This window comes from Pseudomonas sp. NFACC24-1 (assembly GCF_900115235.1).
GTDB classification, from domain to species: domain Bacteria; phylum Pseudomonadota; class Gammaproteobacteria; order Pseudomonadales; family Pseudomonadaceae; genus Aquipseudomonas; species Aquipseudomonas fluorescens_AA.
Genome location: NZ_FOVS01000040.1, coordinates 1 through 24,383, shown reverse-complemented (window position 1 = coordinate 24,383; position 24,383 = coordinate 1). Strand labels below are relative to the sequence as shown.

Sequence of the window (24,383 nt, the reverse complement as noted above, 5' to 3'; positions counted from 1 at the left end):
CGCGGCCTCCCGTATAAGCACAAAAGCCAAGGAGAACTCATCATGCGTTACGCTCACCCCGGTACTGAAGGCGCTATCGTTTCGTTCAAGAGCAAATACGGTAACTACATCGGCGGCGAGTTCGTCGCGCCGGTCAAAGGTCAGTACTTCACCAATACTTCCCCGGTCAATGGCCAGCCCATTGCCGAATTCCCGCGTTCCACGGCCGAAGACATCGAAAAGGCCTTGGACGCCGCCCACGCCGCCGCTGATGCCTGGGGTGCCACCTCGGCCCAGGCCCGTTCGCTGATCCTGCTGAAAATCGCCGACCGCATCGAGGCCAACCTCGAAACCCTGGCGATCACCGAATCCTGGGACAACGGCAAGGCCGTGCGCGAAACCCTCAACGCCGACATCCCCCTGGCCGCCGACCACTTCCGCTACTTCGCCGGTTGCCTGCGGGCCCAGGAAGGCAGCGCCGCCGAGATCGATGGCAACACCGTGGCCTACCACATCCATGAACCCCTGGGCGTGGTCGGGCAGATCATCCCGTGGAACTTCCCGCTGCTGATGGCCGCCTGGAAACTCGCCCCGGCCCTGGCCGCCGGTAACTGCGTGGTGCTCAAGCCGGCCGAGCAAACGCCGCTGGGCATCTGCGTGCTCATGGAGTTGATCGGCGACCTGCTGCCGCCCGGCGTGTTGAACGTGGTGCAAGGCTTCGGCAAAGAAGCCGGCGAAGCCCTGGCCACCAGCAAGCGCATCGCCAAAATCGCCTTCACCGGCTCCACGCCGGTGGGCTCGCACATCATGAAATGCGCCGCCGAAAACATCATCCCGTCCACCGTGGAGCTGGGCGGCAAGTCGCCGAACATCTTCTTCGAAGACATTATGCAGGCCGAACCGAGCTTCATCGAGAAAGCCGCTGAAGGCCTGGTACTGGCGTTCTTCAACCAGGGCGAAGTCTGCACCTGCCCATCCCGCGCCCTGGTCCAGGAGTCGATCTACGACGAATTCATGCAAGTGGTGATGAAGAAAGTCCTGCAGATCAAACGCGGCGACCCGCTGGACACCGACACCATGGTCGGCGCCCAGGCGTCCGAACAGCAATTCGACAAGATTCTTTCGTACCTGGAAATCGCCAAGGGCGAAGGCGCCGAACTGCTGACCGGTGGCAAGGTGGAAAAACTCGAGGGCAACCTGGCGACCGGGTATTACATCCAGCCGACCCTGCTCAAGGGCACCAACAAGATGCGCGTGTTCCAGGAAGAAATCTTCGGCCCAGTGGTGAGCATCACCACCTTCAAGGACGAAGCCGAAGCCCTGGCGATCGCCAACGACACCGAGTTCGGCCTCGGCGCCGGCCTCTGGACCCGCGACATCAACCGCGCCTACCGCATGGGCCGGGCGATCAAGGCTGGTCGCGTCTGGACCAACTGCTACCACCTGTACCCGGCGCACGCCGCGTTCGGTGGCTACAAGAAGTCCGGCGTGGGGCGTGAAACCCACAAGATGATGCTCGACCACTATCAGCAGACCAAGAACCTGCTGGTGAGCTACGACATCAATCCGTTGGGGTTCTTCTAACCTACCGGGAGATCGTTCCCACGCTCTACGTGGGAACGCAGCCCGGGACGCTCCGCGTCCCAAAAAGCCGAACGCGGAGCGTCCGTTGAGGCATTCCCACGCCGAGCGTGGGAACGATCGACTGACACAACCCCTTGCTCGCGAGGGCGCTCTCACTCACAAAATCAATGCCCCACCGCTCTGGCACGAGCCTTGCGTGCCCGCTCCACAGCAAACCCGAAAGTCCAACAGATCAAACAATAAAAAAGACAGAGAGGACTTATGACTTCTACCACCCAACTCAAACCCACACTCGGCACCCTGCATTTATGGGGCATCGCCGTCGGCCTGGTGATTTCCGGCGAGTACTTCGGCTGGAGCTACGGCTGGGGCACCGCCGGGACCCTGGGCTTTCTCGTCACCGCCCTCATGGTGGCGCTGATGTACACCTGCTTCATCTTCAGTTTCACCGAACTGACCACCGCGATTCCTCACGCCGGCGGGCCTTTTGCCTACAGCCGACGGGCCTTTGGCGAGAAAGGCGGGTTGATCGCCGGGATCGCCACCCTGATCGAATTCGTCTTTGCGCCCCCGGCCATCGCCATGGCGATTGGCGCCTACCTCAACGTGCAATTCCCGGAGCTGGACCCCAAGCTCGCGGCGGTTGGCGCGTACATCGTGTTCATGACCCTGAACATCCTCGGCGTCAGCATCGCCGCCGCGTTCGAGCTGGTGGTCACCGTGCTGGCGGTCGCCGAGTTGCTGGTGTTCATGGGCGTGGTCGCCCCGGGCTTCAGCTTCAGTAACTTCGTGCTCAACGGCTGGGCCGGCTCCAATGAATTCAGCCTCGCCTCGATCCCCGGCATTTTCGCGGCGATCCCCTTCGCCATCTGGTTCTTCCTCGCCATCGAAGGCGCGGCCATGGCCGCCGAAGAAGCCAAGGACCCGAAACGCACCATTCCCCGCGCCTATGTCAGCGGCATCCTCACCCTGGTGTTCCTCGCCATCGGCGTGATGATCATGGCCGGCGGCGTGGGTGACTGGCGCACCCTGTCGAACATCAACGACCCGCTGCCCCAGGCCATGAAGGCGGTGGTCGGCAACAATTCAACCTGGATGCACATGCTGGTGTGGATCGGCCTGTTCGGCCTGGTGGCGAGTTTCCACGGGATCATCCTCGGCTACTCCCGGCAGTTCTTCGCCCTGGCTCGGGCCGGCTACCTGCCCCGTGGCCTGGCGAAACTGTCGCGCTTCCAGACCCCGCACCGGGCGATCCTGGCCGGCGGCGTGATCGGCATCGCGGCGATCTACAGCGATGGCCTGGTGAACCTGCAAGGCATGAGCCTGACGGCGGCGATGATCACCATGTCGGTGTTCGGCGCCATCGTGATGTACATCATCAGCATGCTCAGCCTGTTCAGATTGCGTAAGACCGAACCGGACCTGGAACGCACCTTCCGCGCCCCGGGCTACCCGATCGTACCGGGCATTGCGCTGTTCCTGGCGGTGGTGTGCCTGGTGGCGATGGCCTGGTTCAACATGGTGATTGGCTTGGTGTTCCTCGGCTTCATGATTGTCGGCTACCTGTATTTCCAACTGACCGCCAAGCAACGCTCCGATGCGCCGGCGGACGCTATGCTCACAGGTATCTGAAAGTTGCACCGGCGCCGGGCTGAGGGTCCGGTGCCTGCCATATAGGAGTGCACGCAGCTCTGCCCTTGTGGGAGCGGGCTTGCTCGCGAATGCGGTGTGTCATTCAGCACATGTATCAGATGACACACCGCATTCGCGAGCAAGCCCGCTCCCACAGGTTGGATCTGCGGTGTTTAGGTAATTTAGAACCAAGAGGACACCGCCCATGGCCGCATTCGCCCATTCCGTCGGCGCCCAGACCTACCGCTTCGACAGCCTCAAGGACCTGATGGCCAAGGCCAGCCCGGCGCGCTCGGGGGATTTCCTCGCCGAGATCGCCGCGCTCAACGATGGCGAGCGGGTAGCCGCGCAAATGGCCTTGGCCGACCTGCCCCTCAGCCATTTCCTGCAGGAAATGCTGATTCCTTACGAGGTCGACGAAGTCACCCGGTTGATCGTCGACACCCACGACAAACAAGCCTTCGCCACCGTCAGCCACCTCACCGTCGGCGGTTTTCGCGACTGGCTGCTCAGCGACGCCGCCGATGAAGACAGCCTGCGGGCACTGGCCCCCGGCCTGACCCCGGAAATGGTCGCCGCCGTGTCGAAAATCATGCGCGTGCAAGACCTGGTATTGGTGGCGCAGAAAATCCGCGTGGTCACCAAATTCCGCGGCACCCTCGGCCTGCGCGGGCGCCTGTCCACCCGCCTGCAACCCAACCACCCCACCGACGAACCCGCCGGGATCGCCGCGAGCATCCTCGACGGCCTGCTCTTCGGCAACGGCGACGCCATGATCGGCATCAACCCGGCCACCGACAGCACCGCCTCGATCTGCGCCATGCTGGAAATGCTCGACGCCATCATCCAGCGCTACGACATCCCCACCCAAGGCTGCGTGCTGACCCACGTCACCACCTCCATTGAAGCGGCGAACCGTGGCGTGCCCCTGGACCTGGTGTTCCAGTCCATCGCCGGCACCGAAGCGGCCAACGCCAGTTTCGGCATCAGCCTGAGCATCTTGAAGGAAGGCTACGACGCCGGGCTCAGCCTGAATCGCGGCACCCTGGGCAACAACCTGATGTATTTCGAAACCGGCCAGGGCAGCGCGCTGTCGGCCAACGCCCACCACGGCGTCGATCAACAAACCTGCGAGACCCGGGCCTACGCCGTCGCACGGCATTTCAACCCGTTTTTGGTGAACACGGTTGTAGGCTTCATCGGCCCGGAATACCTGTACAACGGCAAACAGATCATCCGCGCCGGCCTCGAAGACCACTTCTGCGGCAAGCTGCTGGGCGTGCCGATGGGTTGCGACATCTGCTACACCAACCACGCCGAAGCCGACCAGGACGACATGGACACCCTGCTGACGCTGCTGGGCGTGGCCGGGATCAACTTCATCATGGGCATCCCCGGCTCCGACGACATCATGCTCAACTACCAGACCACCTCGTTCCACGACGCCCTCTACGCCCGCCAGACCCTGGGCCTGAAGCCGGCGCCGGAATTCGAAACCTGGCTGGCGAACATGGGCATCTTCACCCAGACCGATGGCCGGGTGCGGTTTGGCGACAACCTGCCACCGGCGTTCCGTCACGCCCTCGCACATCTGGGATGAGTGAACTGCCCATGGATAAAAAACCTGTCGACCCACAAAACCCTTGGCTGAACCTGCGCAACCTCACCCCGGCGCGCATCGCCCTGGGCCGCACCGGCACCAGCCTGCCGACCCAGGCGCAACTGGACTTCCAATACGCCCACGCCCAGGCCCGCGATGCCGTGCACCTGGCGTTCGACCATGAGGGCATTCGCGCGCAACTGACTGAACGCGGCCGCGAAAGCCTGTTGCTCCACAGTGCGGCGGCTGACCGACATAGCTACTTGCAGCGCCCGGACCTGGGCCGACGACTCGACGAGGCCTCTGCAAAAATCCTAGAGGACTACGCAGCGGCCCATCCCGGCGGTGTGGACCTGGCCATCGTCGTGGCTGACGGCCTGTCGGCACTGGCGGTGCATCGCCATACCTTGCCGTTCCTGGCGCGACTGGAAGAACAGATCGCCGCTGAAGGCTGGTCGACATCGCCGGTGATCCTGGTGGAACAGGGCCGCGTCGCCGTGGCCGATGAAGTGGCGCAGCGGCTCGGCGCGAAAATGTCGGTGATCCTGATCGGCGAACGCCCCGGCCTCAGCTCCCCCGACAGCTTGGGGCTGTATTTCACCTACGCCCCCAAGGTCGGCCTGACCGACGCCTATCGCAACTGCATCTCCAATGTCCGCCTCGAAGGCCTGAGCTACGGCATGGCGGCCCATCGCTTGATCTACCTGATGCGCGAGGCCTGCCGCCGTCAGCTTTCGGGCGTCAATCTGAAGGACGAAACCCAGGTGAACACTCTAGAGACGGAAAACGGAGCCGATATGAAAGGTAATTTCCTACTGGCGCCGCCCCGAAACTGATCCGTTTATCCGATTGCGTTTTTGATCCGCTTTCAGGCAGCATCAAAAAACACGGCAGCGCGACGTTGTTGTCAGAGTATCTGTCGACCTTTGCAGACGAGACCTACCATGCGGATTATCCAAGCGACGCTGGAACACCTGGACCTGCTGACCCCATTGTTCGTCAAGTACCGGGAATTCTACGGCTCACTGCCCTACCCGGATTCGTCCCGAGCCTTCCTCGAAAAACGCCTGCGCCGCAAGGAATCGGTGATCTACCTGGCCCTGCCTGATGACGATGACAACCGGTTGCTGGGCTTCTGCCAGCTCTACCCGAGCTACTCATCCCTGTCCCTCAAGCGCGTGTGGATCCTCAACGACATCTACGTCGCCGAAGACGCCCGCCGCCAACTGGTGGCCGACAACCTGATCCGCACCGCGAAAAAAATGGCCAAGGAAACCAACGCCGTGCGCATGCGCGTCTCCACCAGCAGCAACAACGAAGTGGCGCAAAAAACCTACGAATCGATCGGCTTCAAGGAAGACACCGAATTCAAGAACTACGTGTTGCCGATCAGCGAAGGCATCTGACCTAACAGCAATGCCTTTGTGATGAGAAGATTTATCCCCTCACCACACCAAAATCCCTGACACAACACCAAGCCCTTGTGGCGAGGGGATTTATCCCCGCTGGACTGCGCAGCAGTCCCAAACCTGAGCACTCGGTGTATCAGACTCACCGAGTTGCCCGCTTTTGGGGACTGCTGCGCAGTCCAACGGGGATAAATCCCCTCGCCACAGAAAATCTGCACACCACCCCCAACTGTCCCCCCAACCACAACACCGTCGAAATCCCTGGCTACAAACTCACCCCGCTCCCCACCCTCCAGCCCGTATAATGCCGCTCTTCCCGGCTTGTAAGAAAAAGCTACACACTCTGTAGCCATCCTCCAAGCCCGACCCAAAGCCTGCCGAGCCAGGCCACCACCACAGGTGTTATGCATGGATTTCAACCCCCTCGACCTCATCCTGCACCTCGATGTGTACCTCGACCTGCTGGTGACCAACTACGGCACCTGGGTCTACGCCATCCTGTTCCTGGTGATCTTCTGTGAAACCGGCCTGGTGGTCATGCCGTTCCTGCCCGGCGACTCCCTGCTGTTCATCGCCGGCGCCGTCGCCGCCGGTGGCGCCATGGACCCCGTGCTACTGGCCGGCCTGCTGATGCTCGCGGCCATCCTCGGCGACAGCACCAACTACCTCATCGGCCGCACCGCCGGCGAGAAACTGTTCAGCAACCCCAACTCGAAAATCTTCCGCCGCGACTACCTGCAGCAAACCCACGACTTCTACGACAAACACGGCGGCAAAACCGTGACCCTGGCGCGCTTCCTGCCGATCATCCGCACCTTCGCCCCCTTCGTCGCCGGCGTGGGCAAAATGAATTACCTGCGTTTCTTCGGCTTCAGCGTCCTCGGCACCGTCCTCTGGGTCGGCGGCCTGGTGACCCTCGGTTACTTCTTCGGCAACGTGCCCTTCATCAAGCAGAACCTGTCGCTGCTGGTGGTGGGCATCATCCTGGTGTCGCTGTTGCCGATGATCATCAGCCTGGTGCGCAGCAAAATGAACCAGCGCGCTTCGAAAGCCTGATCGCCCATGTGGTCCCTGAGCAACTGGCGCCGCCGACGCACCCTCGCCAAACACCCCGTGGCCGAGGACACCTGGCAACGGGTGCGCCAACAATTGAGCTTCCTCGACGGTATCAGCGCCGCCGAGGACCAGTGGCTGCGAGAAGCCTGCGTACTGTTCCTGCACGATAAACACCTCACCGCCCTGCCCGGCGTCGAACTGCACCAGGAACAACGCCTGCTGCTCGCCGCCCAGGCCCAACTGCCGCTGATGCACCTGGGCGAGCTGAACTGGTACCAGGGCTTCCACGAAATCGTCCTCTACCCCGACGACTTCCTCAGCCCCCAGCGCTACCGCGACGCCAGCGGCATCGAGCACGAATGGGACGGCGAACACAGCGGCGAAGCCTGGCCCCAAGGCCCGATCATCCTGGCCTGGGACGGCGTGATGGCCAGCGGCGGCTGGGACGGCTACAACCTGGTGATCCACGAACTGGCGCACAAACTCGACATGCTCAACGGCGACGCCAACGGCCTGCCGCCACTGCACCCCGGCATGCGCGTCAGCGACTGGGCCGAAGCCATGCAACAGGCCTTCGACGACCTCGACCGCCAACTGGACCAGAACCCCGACGCAGAAACCCTCATCGACCCCTACGCCGCCGAAAACCCCGCCGAGTTCTTCGCCGTCACCAGCGAATACTTCTTCAGCGCCCCGGACCTGCTGCACCAGGCCTATCCACGGGTCTATGAACAGCTCAAGGCCTTCTACCGCCAGGATCCTTTGGCCCGGCTGCGGCAACTTCAAGCCGAAGATCCGGTCTATCAGGCGTCATACTAAGGTCTCTAAGACCCTGGTAACGTGGCAACAGCGGCCGAATATGCCTATAATCGCCGCCACTTTTTGGTCAATCCGACCAAGTCATTTGGTCAACTAACGGGGGCACCGCCCAATGAGCTACAGCAAGATTCCGGCTGGCAAAGACCTGCCGAACGACATCTACGTCGCGATCGAAATCCCGGCCAACCACGCCCCGATCAAATACGAAATCGACAAAGACAGCGACTGCCTGTTCGTTGACCGTTTCATGGCCACCCCCATGTTCTACCCGGCCAACTACGGTTTCATCCCCAACACCCTGGCCGACGACGGCGACCCCCTCGACGTGCTGGTCGTGACCCCTTACCCAGTGGCCCCAGGCTCGGTCATCCGCGCCCGTCCAGTCGGCATCCTGAACATGACCGACGACGGCGGCGGCGATGCCAAAGTCATCGCAGTGCCACACGACAAACTGTCGCAACTGTACGTCGACGTGAAGGAATACACCGACCTGCCACCACTGCTGATCCAGCAGATCGAACACTTCTTCGAGAACTACAAAGACCTCGAAAAAGGCAAGTGGGTCAAGATCGAAGGCTGGGCCGGCGCAGACGCCGCCCGCGAAGCGATCACCAAGTCGGTTGCCGCCTACAAAGGCTGAAACAAACTTGAAAAGAACCCCGGTTTGCCCCGGGGTTTTTTTATGCCTTAATGGCCCCTAATACGAAGCTGTATTAACATCGTTTACCCACGTTTAGCCCGCGCCTTTCAAATCCCAAAAACGGAAAGATCGTCTTATATATTTGAACGACATGTTTATTGCCGAAAACACAGTCGTCCCTAAACTTTCCGTTTATGAAAAAACTTTCCAGTGGCGACCGCTTCCGCGCCCTTCTAAAAGAAGCGAACATCCGATCCGCCGACTTCGCGAAGTTATACGGCGTGAAATCCCAACACGTGAACAACTGGTTCAACCGTGGCATCCCACCAGGGCGCATCCACTCCATCGCCAGCCTGCTGACCGTCAGCCCGGAATGGCTCGCCCACGGCGAAGGCCCGCAGACCCCATTGGGCCTCGGCCCCGGCACCACCTACGAGGCGGCCGAAAACGATGGCGTCTACAGCGTGCTGGAACCCACGGACATCGAACTGCCTTTCTATAAGGAAGTCCCCATCGCCCCCGGCGAAACCAAAACCCACATCGTCGAAATCCCCGACCAATCCATCCGCCTGCCCCGCAGCCACCTCGAAACCCTGGAAATAAACCCCAGCGACGCCATCTGCCTCACCATGGTCGGCGACAGCATGGCCGAACGCATCGAAGACGGCTCCACCCTCGCCATCGACCGCGGCCTGACCCAAATCGTCGACGGCCAAATCTACGCCCTCGAACACGACGGCATGCTGCGCATCAAATACCTGCACCGCATCCCCGGCAACCGCCTGCGCCTGCGCAGCCACAACAGCGCGGCCTACCCGGACGAAGTCTTTAGCGCCGAACAGATCGAGGCGCAGAACATACGGGTGATCGGCTGGGTGTTCTGGTGGTCCACCCTCAACAAACAGAGACCGCCGGTGTACGACTAACCCACCCGAACGGAAAGACAACCACCGAAGCCCCTAGTGGTGGGGCTTCAGTGATTAGAAGCCTCAATGGTGAGCACATCTGTGGCGAGGGGATTCATCCCCGCTGGGCTGCGAAGCAGCCCCCGCTTTTCCCCCTGGATCAGCGATAACCCAATGATTCCACACCACTTACCACTGGGATTCTGCCAAAAACCCGCGTATCCTCCGCCCCACATTTGCGAGCCCACGCCTCGCACCGACAAGGCAGATCACTTTCTGACCAAGTCCCACAGCCGGCCGCAAGAGCCGGATGTACGTTTTGAAGGCTGGTGAGGTTTGTCAAAAACGAACTGAGTTAGTCAACGAGAAGCCGGCCATAAGCCGGCTTTTTAATGTCTGGTGGGAAGTTATGTAATGGCGTCAACGGTGCCCAGACTGTTCTCAGCAGCGAATAATAAGCCTTCAAAAGTAAGCAGTTTCATTTTTTACTGAAGGAACTCTCCGAGAGGATCCAACACGCTTGCGCCTAAAAAATGCGCAGCTTGGTCTTCGACCGTCACCGTCAAGTCGATGATCAGACCTAATAATTCGCCCTTGATTAGAAGCCGAGCATCCACATCCACATGACGCCTTCTACGCCCGCTGCTTGTTCGTCCCCATAAACCACGAGGAAGAAGCATGAGCGAACCTCCTGTTAGCCTAAGCATGCTTCAAAAACCATAAAAGTCTTTTGCAATCAATAGGCGGGCGCTGTCTAGCTAGGAAATAATCGGATTATGGGAGCCATGGTTGGCGCGTTTTCGCCCCGGTTAGCGGGGTGTGAGTGTGGCAAATTTGTGGCATCACCTGGTTGCAAAGCCATGCTGCGTAATGATATCGCGCTTAATCGCCCGATTCCATTGCCGCTACCCAGTCTATTGCATTCGCACTGACCACCGCATGCATCTGCCTTGGCCAATATACGCCGAGAAAGTGAATGGCTGTGAACAGTCAGATGCCGTTGTTAGAGGCGTGACATGCCATTTGCTGTAGCGTTTACAGGGCCACGGCGTGTATCTTTCCGCGCACCGTAGCCTCTCAGCACTTAGCGAGGCGCTGAGCGCGAATTTCGCTGGACATGCTCTGCTGAAAGGGCGTGCCTAGCCATTAGGGAATGACCAGATGAACCCCATCGAACAACAATTTTTCACTGAGCTCGAAAAGAAGCTCTGGACGGCCGCTGATAAGTTGCGTTCTTCCTTGGATGCATCGGTTTACAAGCACGTAGTGCTCGGCCTGATTTTTCTCAAATACGTATCCGACGCCTTCGAGGAACGCCAGCGCGAGCTGCGCGCGCAACTCACCAACCCTGCCGACGATTACTTCATGGACCCGGCGGATTACGGCGACCTTGGCAGCGAAGAGTACGAAGAGAATGTCGCCGCCGAGCTGGAGGTGCGCGACTACTACACCGAGAAAAACGTTTTCTGGGTGCCGGTGGAGGCGCGCTGGCAAACCCTGCGTGAGTTAGCGCAACTGCCGCCCGGCGAGCCTTTGCCCTGGAACGCGGCAGGTAAAGATACGGCAGAAAAAATGCGCACCGTAGGCTGGCTGATCGACAACGCCATGGACGCCATCGAGCGCGAGAACGTCAAACTCAAGAACGTGCTCAACAAGGAGTTTTCCCGCACCCAGCTCGACAGCCACAAGTTGGCCGACCTGATCGCGCACTTCTCCGACACTAACTTCAGCCAACCCAGCTATAACGGGCAGCCGCTGAATCTAAAGAGCAAAGACATCCTCGGCCACGTCTATGAATACTTCCTTGGGCAGTTTGCTCTGGCGGAGGGTAAAAAGGGCGGCCAGTACTACACCCCCAAAAGCATTGTCACACTGATCGTGGAGATGCTGCAGCCCTTCAAGGGACGGGTGTACGACCCCGCCATGGGCTCGGGCGGTTTCTTTGTGCAGAGCGAGGAGTTTATCGCCGAGCATGGCGGCAAGGTGGTCAATGGTAAAACCGGCCAGATCAGTGTTTATGGCCAGGAAAGCAACCCCACCACCTGGAAACTGGCGGCCATGAACATGGCCATTCGTGGCCTGGACTTCAATTTTGGCGGCCAGCCTGGCGACACCCTGCAAAACGACCTGCATCCCGATCTACGCGCTGATTACGTGATGGCCAACCCGCCCTTCAATATGAAGGAGTGGTGGAGCGCCAAGCTGGAACAAGACCCACGCTGGCTGGTCAGCACGCCCCCGCAAGGCAATGCTAACTTCGCCTGGCTGCAGCACATGCTCTACCACCTGGCCCCCACCGGCAGCATGGCTCTGCTGCTGGCCAATGGTTCGATGAGCAGCAACACCAACAACGAAGGCGAAATCCGCAAGCAACTGATCGAGCAAGACTATGTGGAATGCATGGTTGCACTGCCCGGCCAGTTGTTCACCAACACGCAAATTCCCGCCTGCATCTGGTTCCTCACCAAAGACAAAGCCAACGGCTTCAATCTGGACAAAAAGAAGCGCGACCGGCGCGGCCAGTTCCTGTTTATCGACGCCCGCCAGCTTGGCTATATGAAAGACCGCGTGCTGCGCGACTTCACCCTGGACGATATTCAGAAAGTGGCCCATACCTTCCATGCCTGGCAGCACGGCGAGGGCTACGAGAACTTGGCTGGCTTCTGCTATTCGGCCTCGCTGGACGATGTCCGCAAGCACGAGCATGTGCTAACGCCAGGGCGCTATGTGGGTGCAGAGGTGCAGGAGGATGACGGTGAAGCCTTTGCCGACAAGATGGCGCGGCTAACGGCGCAGTTGGCGGAGCAGTTCGAGGAGAGCGCCAAACTGGAGGGGAAGATCAAGAAAAACTTGGCGGGGTTGGGTTATGCGTTTGAAGGCTGAACCGCTGGCATCCATGTGTGAGGCGATAGTTGACTGCCCTCACTCCACCCCGGTATGGACAAATTCCGGTTTTGTCGTTCTACGAAATCAGAATATCAAGGGTGGACGACTTGACCTATCTTCACCAAGTTATACGGACGAAGAACATTTCAAGCAACGCGTACGTCGCATGGCTCCCCGTGCGGGAGACATTGTCATCACTCGTGAAGCGCCAATGGGCGATGTTTGCAAAATTCCTGAAGGGCTCATTTGTTGTCTTGGGCAGCGTCAGGTATTGCTGCGTCCGAAGGCAGGGGTGAATCCTGATTACTTGCTTTATGCATTGCAGTCGCCATCGGTGCAAGATCAGATTCGCTGGAATGAAGGAACCGGCTCGACAGTCAGCAACATTCGAATCCCCGTTCTTGAGAAAATTGAGATCCCTCGGCTGGGACAAGCCGAAGAGTCTATAGCTGCTACATTGAAGTCGGTAGATGACAAGATCGACGTTAATCGCCGCATCAACCAAACTCTCGAAGCCATGGCGCTAGCCATCTTTAAGTCGTGGTTTGTCGATTTTGACCCGGTTAAAGCCAAGATCGCTGCCAAGGCCGAAGGCCAAGACCCGCTGCGTGCCGCGATGAGGGCCATCAGCGGAAAACCCTACGACGAACTCGATGCGCTGCCGCCCGAGCAATACGAACAACTTGCTACCACTGCCTTGCTGTTCCCGGATGAGATTGATGAGTCCGCAGTGATGGATATTCCGAAGGGGTGGACCGTCCAGTCTGCCGACTCGTTGACTGAGGTTGGTATTGGAAAGACCCCGCCAAGAAAAGAGCCCCAGTGGTTTACTGAAGGTCAAGGGGAGTGGCGGTGGGTATCCATCAGAGACATGGGCGCCAGTGGTGTTTTTCAGCAGCGAGCCTCAGAGTACCTGACTTCAGAAGCGGTTGTGCGCTTCAATGTGCGGGTTGTACCAGACCGAACCGTGCTTCTTAGCTTTAAGTTAACCATTGGCCGCGTAGCAATAACAGATGGTCCAATGTTGACAAATGAAGCCATCGCTCACTTTAAGTTGCCTAGCGAAACCGCGGTTTCGTCGGAGTACTTGTATCTATATCTGAAGGGTTTTGATTTTTCGACACTTGGTAGCACCTCATCCATTGCGGATGCGGTTAATTCAAAGACGATCCGTGAAATGCCAATCACCGTGGCGAGTCGTGATCTCATTGATAAATTTACAAAATCGGTGACCCCTCTCTTTGAGGAGATGCGAAACCGGCAAAATGAGATTTCCTCTCTTGGCGCGACACGTGACGCCCTGTTGCCCAAATTACTCTCGGGCGAGATTGAGGTGCCTGCATGAAACATCTCAAACCGATATTCGCCGATGCTTTGTCGCAGGAGGAGAACCTCTTTGTCGACAAAGGGAGGGTGCATATCCGAGATAAGCATTGGGCACCCGATGAAATTCTTGAAGGGTTGCTCAAGCCCGAAGCCTACAACGATCTATTTCTGGATTGGGTTCAGGAGCGAAAAGAAGAGCTAATCGAGTCGGCAAAGGCCATTTTGGATGAGTTCAACTTGCAAGATCGCTTTAGCAAACTTAGGGAGGTCTATGCCAGAGGCGTTGTGGTTCCCTTCGTTGGCGCAGGCTTGTCGGTCTCAAGTGGCTATCCTGGATGGACTGCATTTCTCAAGCAAAACATTCGCGAGACGGCGATAGACCCTTTCGAGTTCGACGAAATTCTGCGTGCGGGTCTGTATGAGGACGCGGCCCAAAGACTGGCAGATGCTCTCGGCCCGGCCTTCAATGAAGTGGTAGAAAACGCTTTCGGGCGTTCGCGTGACATTTCGGGCTGTGTACAACTTTTACCCCATGTATTCGATTCCTGCGTAATTACAACGAATTTTGATGATGTGACTAAGCGTTGTTATGAGGCCGCTGACAAGCCATTTTCGGAAGAACTGTCCGGTGAGCATTCCCGAGAACTTCCAAGGAAGCTGGCCGAGGGCAAGAGAATACTGCTTAAGCTGCATGGAACCTCAACCAGCCCTCGCGGCAGGATTCTTACTGCAACTGAATACCGCAAGCATTACGGCGATGGCGAAGAGTTGCAACGAGCGATAGAGGCTATCTGCTCTAAGACGTTGCTGTTCGTCGGCTGTAGCCTGACAGTCGACCGAACTCTCACCGCAATGAAGACGTTCGTTCAAGCTAATGGACATGACAACGTCGCACGGCACTACGCTTTTCTGCCTGCACCAATTGATGGTGCAGAGCGAATTGCGCGACGAGATGCATTGATTGAATGCAACGTCTACCCGATCTGGTATCCGGCAGGAACGCACGACGAGTCTATAGAGGCTCTGCTGTTGGCACTGATGGAGAAGATATGAGTATCCCTGTCGAACAGATCGATATCTGGCGCAGTATCGCTGCCCGGTATGGGTATAGCCGTCATTTCATCGCAAATCTGCTTTGGTTATCAAATTACCATTAAGACATTGATTTATATTGGTTTTCTTATTTCATCACAAACCAGGGCATCTGCCAGCTAGCCCAGGAAGGCGTAAGGGTTTCACATGTTGAACGAACAGCAACTCGAAGAACTGTGCCTGAACTGGTTCCAGCAGGTTGGCTGGCGATTTGCCCACGGTCCGGATATTGCCCCGGATAGCAACGCCCCTGAGCGCACTGACTACCGCCAGGTGGTTCTGCGAGAGCGCCTGCTGGCCGCACTGGCACGGATTAACCCGCTGATTCCGGCTGCCGCCCTTGAGCAGGCCGTACATGCGCTGCAAACGGTGAGCGAGCCGCAGATGGTAGTGCGCAACCGTAGCGTGCACCGTTTGTTGCTCAGCGGTGTGTCGGTGGAGTTTGAAATCGGCGAGCAGAAGAAGCAGGATTGGGTGTACTTCATCGACTTTGCCCAGCCCAGCAACAACGACTTTCTGGTGGTGAACCAATTCACCATCACCGGCACTCGGCAGCCACGCCGGCCCGACTTGATCGCCTTCGTAAACGGCTTGCCGTTGGCCGTGGTGGAGCTGAAGAACCCCGCCAATGAACAAACAGACGTCTGGGACGCCTTTAACCAGCTGCAGACATACAAGGACGAGATCAGCGACCTGTTCAACACCAACGCCGCCTTGGTGGTGAGTGATGGCTGGACGGCGCGGGTGGGTTCGCTCACGGCTAACGCCGAACGTATGTTGCCCTGGCGCACCATCCTGAACGAAGACGACCGGCCGCGCCTGCAGATGGAACTGGAAACGGTGGTGCGTGGCTTCTTCAAGCCTGAGTTGTTTCTGGATTACGTGCGGCACTTCGTGTTGTTCGAGCAGGATGGCGACAGCATCGTCAAAAAGATTGCCGGCTATCACCAGTTCCATGCAGTTCGCGAGGCCGTGCGCGCCACGGTGATTGCCTCCCAAAATACGGATAAAGGTGTGCTCGCGGTCCACGAAGAGCGTGCGACCTATGCCAAAGAGGTGCAGCCTGGCTCACGCAAAGCAGGCGTGGTGTGGCACACGCAGGGATCTGGCAAAAGCATCACCATGGCATGCTATGCGGGCAAGCTTTTGCAGCAACCCGAGATGAAGAACCCCACGTTAGTCATCGTGACCGACCGCAATGACCTGGATGGCCAGTTATTCGCCACCTTCTGCGCCGCTAGTGACCTGCTCAAGACCACTCCACTGCAAGCCGGTGACCGCGATGAACTGCGCGAGATGCTGGCTTCACGCGAGGCAGGAGGCATCATCTTCACCACGGTACAAAAATTCGCGCTGCTGGAAGAGGAAGAGACGCATCCGTCGCTCTCTGCTCGCACTAATATCGTGGTGATATCCGATGAGGCCCACCGCAGCCAGTATGGCACCAAAGGCCGGTTGGACACCAAGACAGGTAAGTACGTGTTCGGCTATGCCAGACATCTGCATGACGCACTGAAGAATGCGACCTTCCTTGGCTTTACGGGAACGCCCATTTCCTTGGAAGACCGTGATACCCGCGAAGTGTTTGGTGACTACGTCAGCATCTATGACATCCAGGATGCCGTGGATGATGGCGCAACAGTACCGATTTTCTACGAAAGCCGTTTGGCCAAGCTGGATGTGAACCAAGCCGAAATCGACACGCTCAATGAGCAGGTTGAAGAGGTTGTTGAAGACGAAGAAGACATCGTTAGCCGAGAAAAAACCAAAGGCGAGTGGGCCGCGCTGGAAAAGCTTGTGGGTTCAGAGCCTCGCCTACAGCAGGTGGCGCGTGACCTGATCGAGCACTTTGAAGCTCGCGTCTCTGTGGCTGATGGTAAGGCTATGATAGTGTGCATGAGTCGCGATATATGCGCCCATCTCTACAACGCCATCGTAAGTTTGCGCCCTGACTGGCATAGCGATGACCCCGAGCTAGGGGCTATCAAGATAGTGATGACAGGATCTGCTGCCGACAAGTCCTTGCTGCAACCTCATCTTTACAGCAAGCAGGTGAAGAAACGGCTGGAAACTCGCTTTAAAGACGTGAAAGACCCGTTGAAGCTGGTGATTGTGCGCGACATGTGGCTGACAGGCTTTGACGCGCCGTGTTGCCACACCATGTACATCGATAAGCCCATGAAAGGCCACAACCTGATGCAGGCTATTGCCCGCGTCAACCGGGTGTTTAAGAACAAGCCTGGCGGCCTGGTGGTGGATTATATCGGCATCGCCAACGAGCTGAAAGCGGCACTGAAGACCTATACCGACGCCAAAGGTAAGGGTGACCCCACGCACAACTCTGCTGAAGCATTGGCTGTGCTGTTAGAGAAGATGGATATCGTGCGAGGAATGATGCACGGCTTCGACTACAGCGCATTTGAAACCCATCCGCTCGAACTACTGGTGCCCGTTGCCAACCATATTCTGGGACTCAAGGACGGGAAAACACGCTTCCTCGACACCATATTGGCGGTGACTAAGGCCTTTTCGTTGTGTGGCACGTTGGATGAAGCCGCACCACTGCGTAAGGAGATTGCCTTTTTCTCGGCCATCAAGGCGGCCATTACCAAGTTCACCACTGTCGATAAGAAGCGTAGCGATGCCGAGAAGAACAGCGCGCTCAAACAGATTCTGGACAATGCCATCATCTCTGATGGGGTGGACGATATTTTTACGCTGGCTGGGTTGGATAAGCCCAACATCGGCCTGCTCTCGGATGAGTTCTTGGACGACGTGCGGCAGATGAAAAGCCGCAACCTTGCCGTGGAGCTGCTGGAAAAACTGTTGCGTGACGAAGTTAAGGCGCGCGCGCGCAACAACGTAGTGCAGGAGAAGAAGTACGGCGATCGCTTGCTGGAGACATTAGGCAAGTATCACAACCGAGCGATCGAGACGGCGCAGGTCATCGAAGAACTGATCCAGATGGCCAAGGAATTCAAGGCTGCGCTGGAGCGGGAAGCTTCGCTGGGCCTGGGCCACGATGAAATTGCCTTCTACGATGCGTTGGCTAACAACGAAAGCGCGGTGCGCGAGCTGGGTGATGAGACACTCAAGAAAATCGCCATGGAGCTTACCGAGAAGCTGCGCGCCAGTACGACTATCGATTGGCAGGTTCGTGATAGCGTACGGGCGAAGCTGCGCATTTTGGTGCGTCGCTGTTTGCAGCGGTGGAAGTACCCGCCAGACCAACAATTAGATGCAGTGGAGTTGGTGCTGAAGCAGGCAGAGTCTCTGTCGAATGAGTGGTCACTGTAAGCTGGGTAATCACGAGGCCAATCACACCGGGCAGCCAGCGTCGGTTGGCTGCTTTTTCGCAGATGTATCGTTACGCACCTCCCACAGAGGAGGGCTGCGAAATGCTTGGCTATGGCGGTGGGTCAGTTTTTGATGGGCCTGATTCCCTAATGCTCAGCCACAAAAAAGGCCTTGCCATGCAAGACCTTTTTTCATATCCGGGGTAAGCGCAGCGCCTTGTTACCTCACCTCAACAATATCCAAAGCCCGATTCGCCAACAGCTCACTCACCTCAATCACCTGCAAAATACCCATCGCAACACGCCGTCGCGATCCCTCAAGATCAAACGCCAAATCGCTGATCATGGCATTCGCCGAAGCCAGGTTCTCACTAAGATTGGCAAGCAGACATTCTGAATCAACATCAGGTGCGATACGGAAGATGGTGTTGGGTTTGTCAGACGTTTCTTTCTTCGGCGTAGGCTTCAGATAAAAATCTAAAGCTCGGTTCGCAGCGTCATCAAGTTTCTTGTTACGAGCGGACTGCACACGGGACACGGTTTCGTCGGTAGCTGGCGGGTTCGGTGTAATTTTAGCCATAGTAAAGCTCCTAGAGTCTATTGGAGCTACCACCCTTCGCTGCGAAACGAAGTTGGGGTGGCAGCTGTACGCGGGTTCGCAGACCGGGACTCTAGGGACCGGCAGACCCGAGGGTCTCCCACGCACAGCCACCTCTGACGAAATCACAGACATGGGCGATCTGCTTTCGAAGGTGACGTTGTGCGCCTATAGAGTCCGGGCTGCGAAACCCGATCACTGATGAGCAGTGACGGATTCAAACTACCGAGGGGACCCAGGACGCACAAGCCGGCGGATTCTGGCGTAGTTGTAGGTAATGGCGCAAGACGGCGTCAGCCCCTCCCAAATCCCACGCACCTCAATAAACACCGCGTCGCCTCACCCGAACCTATTCAAACAAACCACCGTCGTCTGAGTCGCCTCCACCCCCATTCGGTTCAACGATAAAGGGTCCAAGCACCAAGCAATGTCAGCGCCCAGAGCAAAACTCCCGCCACCATGAACAGGTAATTCCATGCGGTGAAACGCGAATTGCTCAGCGCTTGAGAGTCATTGGCTGCGAAGTTGATCATCGGTTGGCCCCGGCTCACCACATAGGCTCGCAGTGGAATCGCCAACAATAACCATCCGATCAGAAACTCGAAGCCATCAACGCGCTTCACCACTGCATCCAACAGATTGGCACCGACCGTCAGCACAACGAATACGGTTGCCCACTGCTCATAGTCCCACTCATACGTACGACCACTGCCGCGAATTCTCTCATTCGCTCGACGATACAATTGGTGAATAAAAAATATGCACAACAGACCGCGAGCCCACGGCCAGATATCTGCCTGGGTGGATTGCTTGTACAGGCTCCAGTTTTTGTATGACCAGTAATAGAAATACAAGCCAAACGTCAGAATCGCCAGCGTCAGAAGCTTTGTTGGCGACACCACATAGAATTCGGATGGCTGAACCACGGCCTCCAGCGGAGCTGAAGGTGGTGCGTAAACATTTTCGGACACGGCAAGTTCCTTGATCAGGGTGAACTGATAAAGCTAACGACCTGCCGGGCAAAATATTGAGAACAATAGAGTAGGCTATCGCCACACCCCATCATGGAGCCGCCATATGGCCCTTTCGTTCTCATGTCGCTGGCGACGACATAAGGACGAAACGTGTTATCAAAATAGCTTTTTAGCGACATGACAGGAGAGCGCCCCACCTCTACGCAGGCACGTAAAAGTAGCTCAACGGCACCAATCGTTTAGTCTCCGGATCGGTAGCTGGATAATGCGCCATCAACGTACGAGCCAGTTCATCCAGCGTCCACATTGTCAGATGCACGCTCGCCCGCTCACCTTCATAAAGCGCCTCCTTTGTGAACCCACCAGTACTCACATACAGCCCTCGATCATCCTTGTGTCTTCCACCAAGGAAGCTGCGGATCTCATTACTCCCCATCCGTACATTTCGATGCTTAACCTCGACAACGATGCGCGGTGGCTCAAATCCAAAGCCGTCGGGCGAAGCAATAATGTCTTTGCCGCGATCAGCCCCGGCTGGAGAGACGAGCGTTTTGTAGCCCATCGCTCGCAAGATACCGGCGACTAGCTCCTGCATTTCAGACCAGTCCAGACTATTGATTTGGTCCTTGATGCGCTCGAAAGCAATTTCCTGAACACCTTTCAGCGGATCTTCAAGCGCTTCGGGATCGTCGATGAAGTCCTTTGGCGGCGCCGATACGTCTTTACCGGTAGCAAGGGCAAGTAATTCCTTCTGAGCGACCTCCGCGACATTAAATACGGTTAACGTGGATCCCAGGCTGTTTCTACTGACGCTGTTTAGCTTGTCGCGATCGACCTCTTGCGGGTACCACTCAACAGGCCTGGTCAACGACATCCCATCGTCTGCCAGATCGAGACGAAGCTGACATGCGCCAGTGAAACGACCTACCAAGTAGGTCCGGTTCGCAGGGGAGTAAGTGACGACCGTATCGCCTTCTTTGATTTCGTTAACGAAACGGAACACTTGAGATGCACCCGATACGGCGCTCGCGTCCTTGATACCTGGTTGGAGATCCTTATAAGCCTGGATCAAGGCCTTTCGGGAAACGCCAGGCTTTGCGGCGAGCGCTAACTGAGCCCACCCAATGGCTGCCAGATTGCGATCCCTGAAGTCGTCATAGAGACGACCGCCATCACCTCGAATCATCCACATCGTTGGCATGTTAGTACTCTTCCTGTCCATGGGATCGGGGCATGAATGTACCAATGGTGATAGCACCCTGTGAATGAAAAACTGACACGGAGCGCTGACTAACGCACACGAGCTCGTTATTCAAAATGAAAGCAAGGCGCACTGCGGCAAGCGCTACCGACAATAGCAATTTAATAAACCAGTCCGCACAGTTACCGGCCTAGGGCGCTGCCATGATCATGATCGACATCAGCGATTAAATGAAATTCATGGCCAAAATGGAGCGACGAACCCTCGGCGCCTCCGAACCTGATGATTCATTGCCGCGAGCTCTCGAACATAAAAAAGGCCTTGCCCTGCAAGACCTTTTTTTCATGCCCGGGGTAAGCGCGGCCCCTTGTTACCTCACCTCAACAATATCCAAAGCCCGATTCGCCAACAGCTCACTCACCTCAATCACCTGCAAAATCCCCAACGCAAAATGCCGTCGTGATCCCTCAAGACCAAACGCCAAATCACTGATCATGGCATTAGCCGAAGCCAGGTTTTCACTGAGATTGGCAAGCAAACATTCCGAATCAACATCAGGTGCAATACGGAAGATGGTGTTGGGTTTGTCAGACGTTTCGTTCTTCGGCGTAGGCTTCAGATAGAAATCCAACGCCCGGTTGGCAGCGTCATCAAGCTTATTGTTACGAGCAGACTGAGCGCGAGATACATGCTCATCTGCGGGCGGAGGGTTCGGTGTAATTTTTGCCATCGACTTAGGTTCCTGTAAGTGATGCTGCAACCACCTCGCGACTAAACGAAGGGGCGGCAGCTGTGCGCAGGTTAGTCGACCGGTGAACCTAAGAATCCCGGCGCGCCCGGGGGCGCCCTGCGCACAGCCACCATCAATACAGGAACAGCAAAGCCTGTCCGACGGGGACTTGATACGCCTTAGGTTGAGACGGGCGACTAAACCCGATCACTGATGAGCAGTGACAGGACCCAAACTACCGACGTGACCCAAGACGCACAAGCCGGCGGATTCTGGCGTAGTTGTAGGCAATGGCGCAAGGCGATGTCGGTCTTGGCTAGTCTCGTGGAGTCACGATAAACAGCTGGCTGGAAAGTTGCTGACACACGGCTATCGCGAGCAGGCTCGCTCCCACAGAGGAACATGTGTGCATATGTCGCTGCTGGCGACATGACGATGGAACGTGTCGCCAAAATCGAAAAATGGCGACACGTCAGGCGTTTCAAAAATGGGATTGGCGGGAGCGCGACTGGCTGCGTCCTTGCGGCCAGTCGTGAGGAGAGTTACGACTCGTTGTTCAATGGAGCTTGCGAGCAACGTCGCAATGAATCAGGCGGGATATCTCGATCATATCCACAACAGTTTTGTCATCGACTGCAAACCCGCTGCCTAAAACCCCTACGTTGCTATTACTTGAGTGTGACGTCGAGCATCGGCGGGATGTAACCGTAGTCGTACTCGGCCACCACAAACGTCTGCTGCCCTTTTATTTTCATGCCCACCGTGGGTGCCTCAGTGCCACCCACACGAATCTGCGTGCCGGTTGCGTCGGTCGGTACGCTGTCGATAAAGGAGGTCACCAGGCCGTTTGGCATCACGTAGTGCGAGTAGGTCTGGAATGGCTGGGAGGATGGGTTGCCCAGTACCAGGCCGGAACCGTTGAGCGGCACGTAGGGGCCGAACAGCGAGTCCGCGACGAAACCGTACACGCCGTCCGGCCCGGTCACGCCGTCGCCATAGGTGAAGGTGTGGCTGATCGTGAACAGGTAGTACTTGCCATCCTGGAACACGAAGTGCGGGCGTTCGGTCTGGTCGTTGACGCCCACGGCCGTCAGCAGGGGTGGCAACATTTCCCAGTCGTCACCGTCGGCGTCGCGGGCGACGGCGATGCCGACACAGGCGGTCTGGAAGCGCGAGTTGCCGACATCTTCATAACCCGGTGGCACGTCGCCGATTTCGGCCTCGCCCACTTTGTGCGAGCCGCGCTCACCGGCCACGTTGCCCTCGAACAGCATGTACAGCTTGCCGTCGTTCGGGTCGCGGAATGGCCATGGGTCGCGGAAACCCCAGAAGGCGTTTTGGGCTTCGGTCTGGTACATCTTGCCGTCGGCCTCGAACAGCGGCTTGACCTTCTCGAAGCCGACCATGCTGACACCGTGTTCAGTGGTCACGACCCGACCGCGCACCTTGACGATGGTCGCGCCTGGGGTGACGGCGGTGTAATACAGGTCCACTTCACCTCGGTCGTTCAACAGAATTGGCGTACCGGCCCATTCGCGAGCGGTCGGCGAAACCCCTTCGGCCATCACGCGGCCACCGAGCTCCCAGTTCTTGCCGGTACGAGAAAACCAGTAGTACATCTTTGCCCGACCGTGACGATCGTTCCAATCGCGGAGGATGTCGTAGTTACCGTCCTCGTCGAGGTACTGCGGGTCGTTTGGATGACGATCGGCCGTCAGGGTGAAGATCACCGACCAGCCATCGACGGACGTCACGTTACCGTCCAAGTCGCGCAGGGGCATGGTGTCCCAGATGAACACGTCGTTGCTCAATACCGGGAAATCCGCGCGGACCAGCGGCTGAGTGGTGGTGGGATCGTCCGCCCGGACTTTCAACGCATCAGCGCGGGTCCACAGGCTGGGTTGATGGGGGGTTGCACCGAATTTTTCAGTGGTGGTTTTCATAAGGTAATACCTCGTCCATGAATGGATTCAAATAAATGACGCTTGAGAAATACTGGATGCGCATACAGTTAAATCACCTTATAGAGACGCACCCGTGCGGGTCAAGGAAAAAATGCATTTGTGCATATTTTAGTTTTTTCTTGGAGCTGATACGTTTCAGCTTTGAACGTTTGCAGAAGTTAATTGGGGGGAGAGATCGACGACGTTGGCTGCACACTCGGTACTGTGAGCCGCTACTCTTGGAAAGCGCGCGTAACTGGTCAACGGGCGGAAGCAGTGCATAGAGAGATGGTCAACTGAGTCTGCGGGTTCTGTGCAAAGCTCAACACAAGGCGGGGAGTCAGCGGTTCTGAGGTTGACTGGTGTATCGCTATCGCGAGCAAGCTCGCTTGTATGGTAGGACTTGAAGGGAGGAGGAGGGACAAAGCTCGATTCTGACTGTTAGCCGCAGTACAGACCGTGGGAGATTTCACCCCTCCTCCTTTCACCCAAGCGCCGATAAAGAATGCATCTGGCCTAGACCGACGATAGGAACAAGCCTGCGCCTCTGGGTGAACCCTTCAAGTGTTCAAACCTTAGCCCGGAGGATTTTCAATGGCAATGCCGGTTTCTGTCGCAAAGCCGATCGTGGGTGTTGATGTCGCCAAAGATGAGTTGGTGATTTATCACGCAGAAACAGATCGACTGGAAGCGATCCCCAACACCAAGGCAGC

At 57.3% G+C, this 24,383-nt stretch carries 19 protein-coding genes and 1 pseudogene; 14 read left to right on the top strand and 6 right to left on the bottom strand.

The features are described from left to right. The first annotated feature begins 42 nt into the window (after positions 1-42). The 9 genes from BM317_RS26200 to BM317_RS26150 all read left to right on the top strand — a co-directional run bounded on the left by BM317_RS26200 (position 43) and on the right by BM317_RS26150 (position 9,645). A complete protein-coding gene (locus BM317_RS26200; RefSeq protein ID WP_060740464.1) occupies positions 43-1,563 on the top strand; it encodes an acetaldehyde dehydrogenase ExaC in 1,521 nt (506 codons plus the stop codon). Between the two features lie 261 nt (positions 1,564-1,824). Continuing rightward, entirely contained in the window at positions 1,825-3,195 is a 1,371-nt protein-coding gene (gene eat, locus BM317_RS26195) for an ethanolamine permease (protein WP_092476837.1), read from the top strand. Positions 3,196-3,400: 205 nt separating this feature from the next. After that, the gene (locus BM317_RS26185) at positions 3,401-4,795 is read left to right on the top strand and encodes an ethanolamine ammonia-lyase subunit EutB (RefSeq protein WP_092476833.1); all 1,395 of its coding nucleotides are present in this window, start codon (positions 3,401-3,403) and stop codon (positions 4,793-4,795) included. Positions 4,796-4,806: 11 nt separating this feature from the next. After that, the gene (eutC, locus tag BM317_RS26180) at positions 4,807-5,631 is read left to right on the top strand and encodes an ethanolamine ammonia-lyase subunit EutC (RefSeq protein WP_092476831.1); all 825 of its coding nucleotides are present in this window, start codon (positions 4,807-4,809) and stop codon (positions 5,629-5,631) included. Between the two features lie 108 nt (positions 5,632-5,739). Then, positions 5,740-6,201: a GNAT family N-acetyltransferase gene (locus BM317_RS26175; RefSeq protein WP_060740460.1), complete on the top strand. Its 462-nt coding sequence runs from the start codon at positions 5,740-5,742 to the stop codon at positions 6,199-6,201. 411 nt (positions 6,202-6,612) lie between these two features. Next, the gene (locus BM317_RS26165; RefSeq protein ID WP_060740459.1) at positions 6,613-7,260 is read left to right on the top strand and encodes a DedA family protein; all 648 of its coding nucleotides are present in this window, start codon (positions 6,613-6,615) and stop codon (positions 7,258-7,260) included. A gap of 6 nt (positions 7,261-7,266) precedes the next feature. Further along, positions 7,267-8,079: a M90 family metallopeptidase gene (locus BM317_RS26160; protein ID WP_092176066.1), complete on the top strand. Its 813-nt coding sequence runs from the start codon at positions 7,267-7,269 to the stop codon at positions 8,077-8,079. 112 nt (positions 8,080-8,191) lie between these two features. Next, positions 8,192-8,719, top strand: a complete 528-nt coding sequence (gene ppa, locus BM317_RS26155) for an inorganic diphosphatase (protein WP_092176062.1) — start codon at positions 8,192-8,194, stop codon at positions 8,717-8,719. A 194-nt stretch (positions 8,720-8,913) separates the two neighbouring features. Continuing rightward, complete coding sequence (locus BM317_RS26150; protein ID WP_092176057.1) at positions 8,914-9,645, top strand: LexA family transcriptional regulator; 732 nt, start codon at positions 8,914-8,916, stop codon at positions 9,643-9,645. A 464-nt stretch (positions 9,646-10,109) separates the two neighbouring features. On the opposite strand, the gene BM317_RS30460 is transcribed toward BM317_RS26150, so the two are convergent. After that, positions 10,110-10,304 (bottom strand): hypothetical protein, encoded by a 195-nt coding sequence (locus BM317_RS30460; RefSeq protein ID WP_139236073.1) that lies wholly within the window; start codon positions 10,302-10,304, stop codon positions 10,110-10,112. A gap of 481 nt (positions 10,305-10,785) precedes the next feature. Between BM317_RS30460 and BM317_RS26145 the strand changes: the two genes are divergently transcribed. The 4 genes from BM317_RS26145 (at position 10,786) to BM317_RS26130 (ending at position 18,225) form a co-directional block, all read left to right on the top strand. Beyond that, entirely contained in the window at positions 10,786-12,507 is a 1,722-nt protein-coding gene (locus tag BM317_RS26145) for a class I SAM-dependent DNA methyltransferase (protein ID WP_092476829.1), read from the top strand. Then, positions 12,491-13,855 (top strand): restriction endonuclease subunit S, encoded by a 1,365-nt coding sequence (locus BM317_RS26140; protein ID WP_218190559.1) that lies wholly within the window; start codon positions 12,491-12,493, stop codon positions 13,853-13,855. The genes BM317_RS26145 and BM317_RS26140 overlap by 17 nt, the downstream gene beginning before the upstream one ends. Then, positions 13,852-14,889, top strand: coding sequence for an SIR2 family protein (locus tag BM317_RS26135; protein ID WP_092476827.1), 1,038 nt, complete (start codon positions 13,852-13,854; stop codon positions 14,887-14,889). Before BM317_RS26140 ends, BM317_RS26135 begins: the two co-directional genes overlap by 4 nt. Before the next feature lie 189 nt (positions 14,890-15,078). Beyond that, positions 15,079-18,225: a type I restriction endonuclease subunit R gene (locus tag BM317_RS26130; RefSeq protein WP_218190560.1), complete on the top strand. Its 3,147-nt coding sequence runs from the start codon at positions 15,079-15,081 to the stop codon at positions 18,223-18,225. A gap of 219 nt (positions 18,226-18,444) precedes the next feature. On the opposite strand, the gene BM317_RS26125 is transcribed toward BM317_RS26130, so the two are convergent. The 5 genes from BM317_RS26125 to BM317_RS26105 form a co-directional block, all read right to left on the bottom strand. Next, positions 18,445-18,804, bottom strand: coding sequence for a DUF6124 family protein (locus BM317_RS26125; protein ID WP_092476823.1), 360 nt, complete (start codon positions 18,802-18,804; stop codon positions 18,445-18,447). Positions 18,805-19,220: 416 nt separating this feature from the next. Further along, positions 19,221-19,793, bottom strand: a complete 573-nt coding sequence (locus BM317_RS26120) for a hypothetical protein (protein WP_092476821.1) — start codon at positions 19,791-19,793, stop codon at positions 19,221-19,223. 202 nt (positions 19,794-19,995) lie between these two features. Then, positions 19,996-20,997 (bottom strand): restriction endonuclease, encoded by a 1,002-nt coding sequence (locus BM317_RS26115; RefSeq protein ID WP_092476819.1) that lies wholly within the window; start codon positions 20,995-20,997, stop codon positions 19,996-19,998. A 370-nt stretch (positions 20,998-21,367) separates the two neighbouring features. Then, a complete protein-coding gene (locus BM317_RS26110; RefSeq protein ID WP_092476817.1) occupies positions 21,368-21,727 on the bottom strand; it encodes a DUF6124 family protein in 360 nt (119 codons plus the stop codon). A 668-nt stretch (positions 21,728-22,395) separates the two neighbouring features. Next, positions 22,396-23,670 carry a glycoside hydrolase family 68 protein gene (locus BM317_RS26105; protein WP_092476815.1) on the bottom strand — a complete coding sequence of 425 codons (1,275 nt, stop codon included), beginning with the start codon at positions 23,668-23,670 and terminating at the stop codon, positions 22,396-22,398. A gap of 594 nt (positions 23,671-24,264) precedes the next feature. Here BM317_RS26105 and BM317_RS31295 point away from each other — a divergent pair. Then, a pseudogene (locus BM317_RS31295) lies at positions 24,265-24,383 on the top strand (IS110 family transposase); the annotation flags it as partial.

Excerpts from the sequence above, each read along its gene's own strand:
- BM317_RS26200 (WP_060740464.1), top strand. The coding sequence starts at position 43 with ATGCGTTACGCTCACCCCGGTACTGAAGGCGCTATCGTTTCGTTCAAG.
- eat (WP_092476837.1), top strand. The coding sequence starts at position 1,825 with ATGACTTCTACCACCCAACTCAAACCCACACTCGGCACCCTGCATTTA.
- BM317_RS26185 (WP_092476833.1), top strand. The coding sequence starts at position 3,401 with ATGGCCGCATTCGCCCATTCCGTCGGCGCCCAGACCTACCGCTTCGAC.
- eutC (WP_092476831.1), top strand. The coding sequence starts at position 4,807 with ATGGATAAAAAACCTGTCGACCCACAAAACCCTTGGCTGAACCTGCGC.
- BM317_RS26175 (WP_060740460.1), top strand. The coding sequence starts at position 5,740 with ATGCGGATTATCCAAGCGACGCTGGAACACCTGGACCTGCTGACCCCA.
- BM317_RS26165 (WP_060740459.1), top strand. The coding sequence starts at position 6,613 with ATGGATTTCAACCCCCTCGACCTCATCCTGCACCTCGATGTGTACCTC.
- BM317_RS26160 (WP_092176066.1), top strand. The coding sequence starts at position 7,267 with ATGTGGTCCCTGAGCAACTGGCGCCGCCGACGCACCCTCGCCAAACAC.
- ppa (WP_092176062.1), top strand. The coding sequence starts at position 8,192 with ATGAGCTACAGCAAGATTCCGGCTGGCAAAGACCTGCCGAACGACATC.
- BM317_RS26150 (WP_092176057.1), top strand. The coding sequence starts at position 8,914 with ATGAAAAAACTTTCCAGTGGCGACCGCTTCCGCGCCCTTCTAAAAGAA.
- BM317_RS30460 (WP_139236073.1), bottom strand. The coding sequence starts at position 10,304 with ATGCTTCTTCCTCGTGGTTTATGGGGACGAACAAGCAGCGGGCGTAGA.
- BM317_RS26145 (WP_092476829.1), top strand. The coding sequence starts at position 10,786 with ATGAACCCCATCGAACAACAATTTTTCACTGAGCTCGAAAAGAAGCTC.
- BM317_RS26140 (WP_218190559.1), top strand. The coding sequence starts at position 12,491 with ATGCGTTTGAAGGCTGAACCGCTGGCATCCATGTGTGAGGCGATAGTT.
- BM317_RS26135 (WP_092476827.1), top strand. The coding sequence starts at position 13,852 with ATGAAACATCTCAAACCGATATTCGCCGATGCTTTGTCGCAGGAGGAG.
- BM317_RS26125 (WP_092476823.1), bottom strand. The coding sequence starts at position 18,804 with ATGGCTAAAATTACACCGAACCCGCCAGCTACCGACGAAACCGTGTCC.
- BM317_RS26115 (WP_092476819.1), bottom strand. The coding sequence starts at position 20,997 with ATGCCAACGATGTGGATGATTCGAGGTGATGGCGGTCGTCTCTATGAC.
- BM317_RS26110 (WP_092476817.1), bottom strand. The coding sequence starts at position 21,727 with ATGGCAAAAATTACACCGAACCCTCCGCCCGCAGATGAGCATGTATCT.
- BM317_RS26105 (WP_092476815.1), bottom strand. The coding sequence starts at position 23,670 with ATGAAAACCACCACTGAAAAATTCGGTGCAACCCCCCATCAACCCAGC.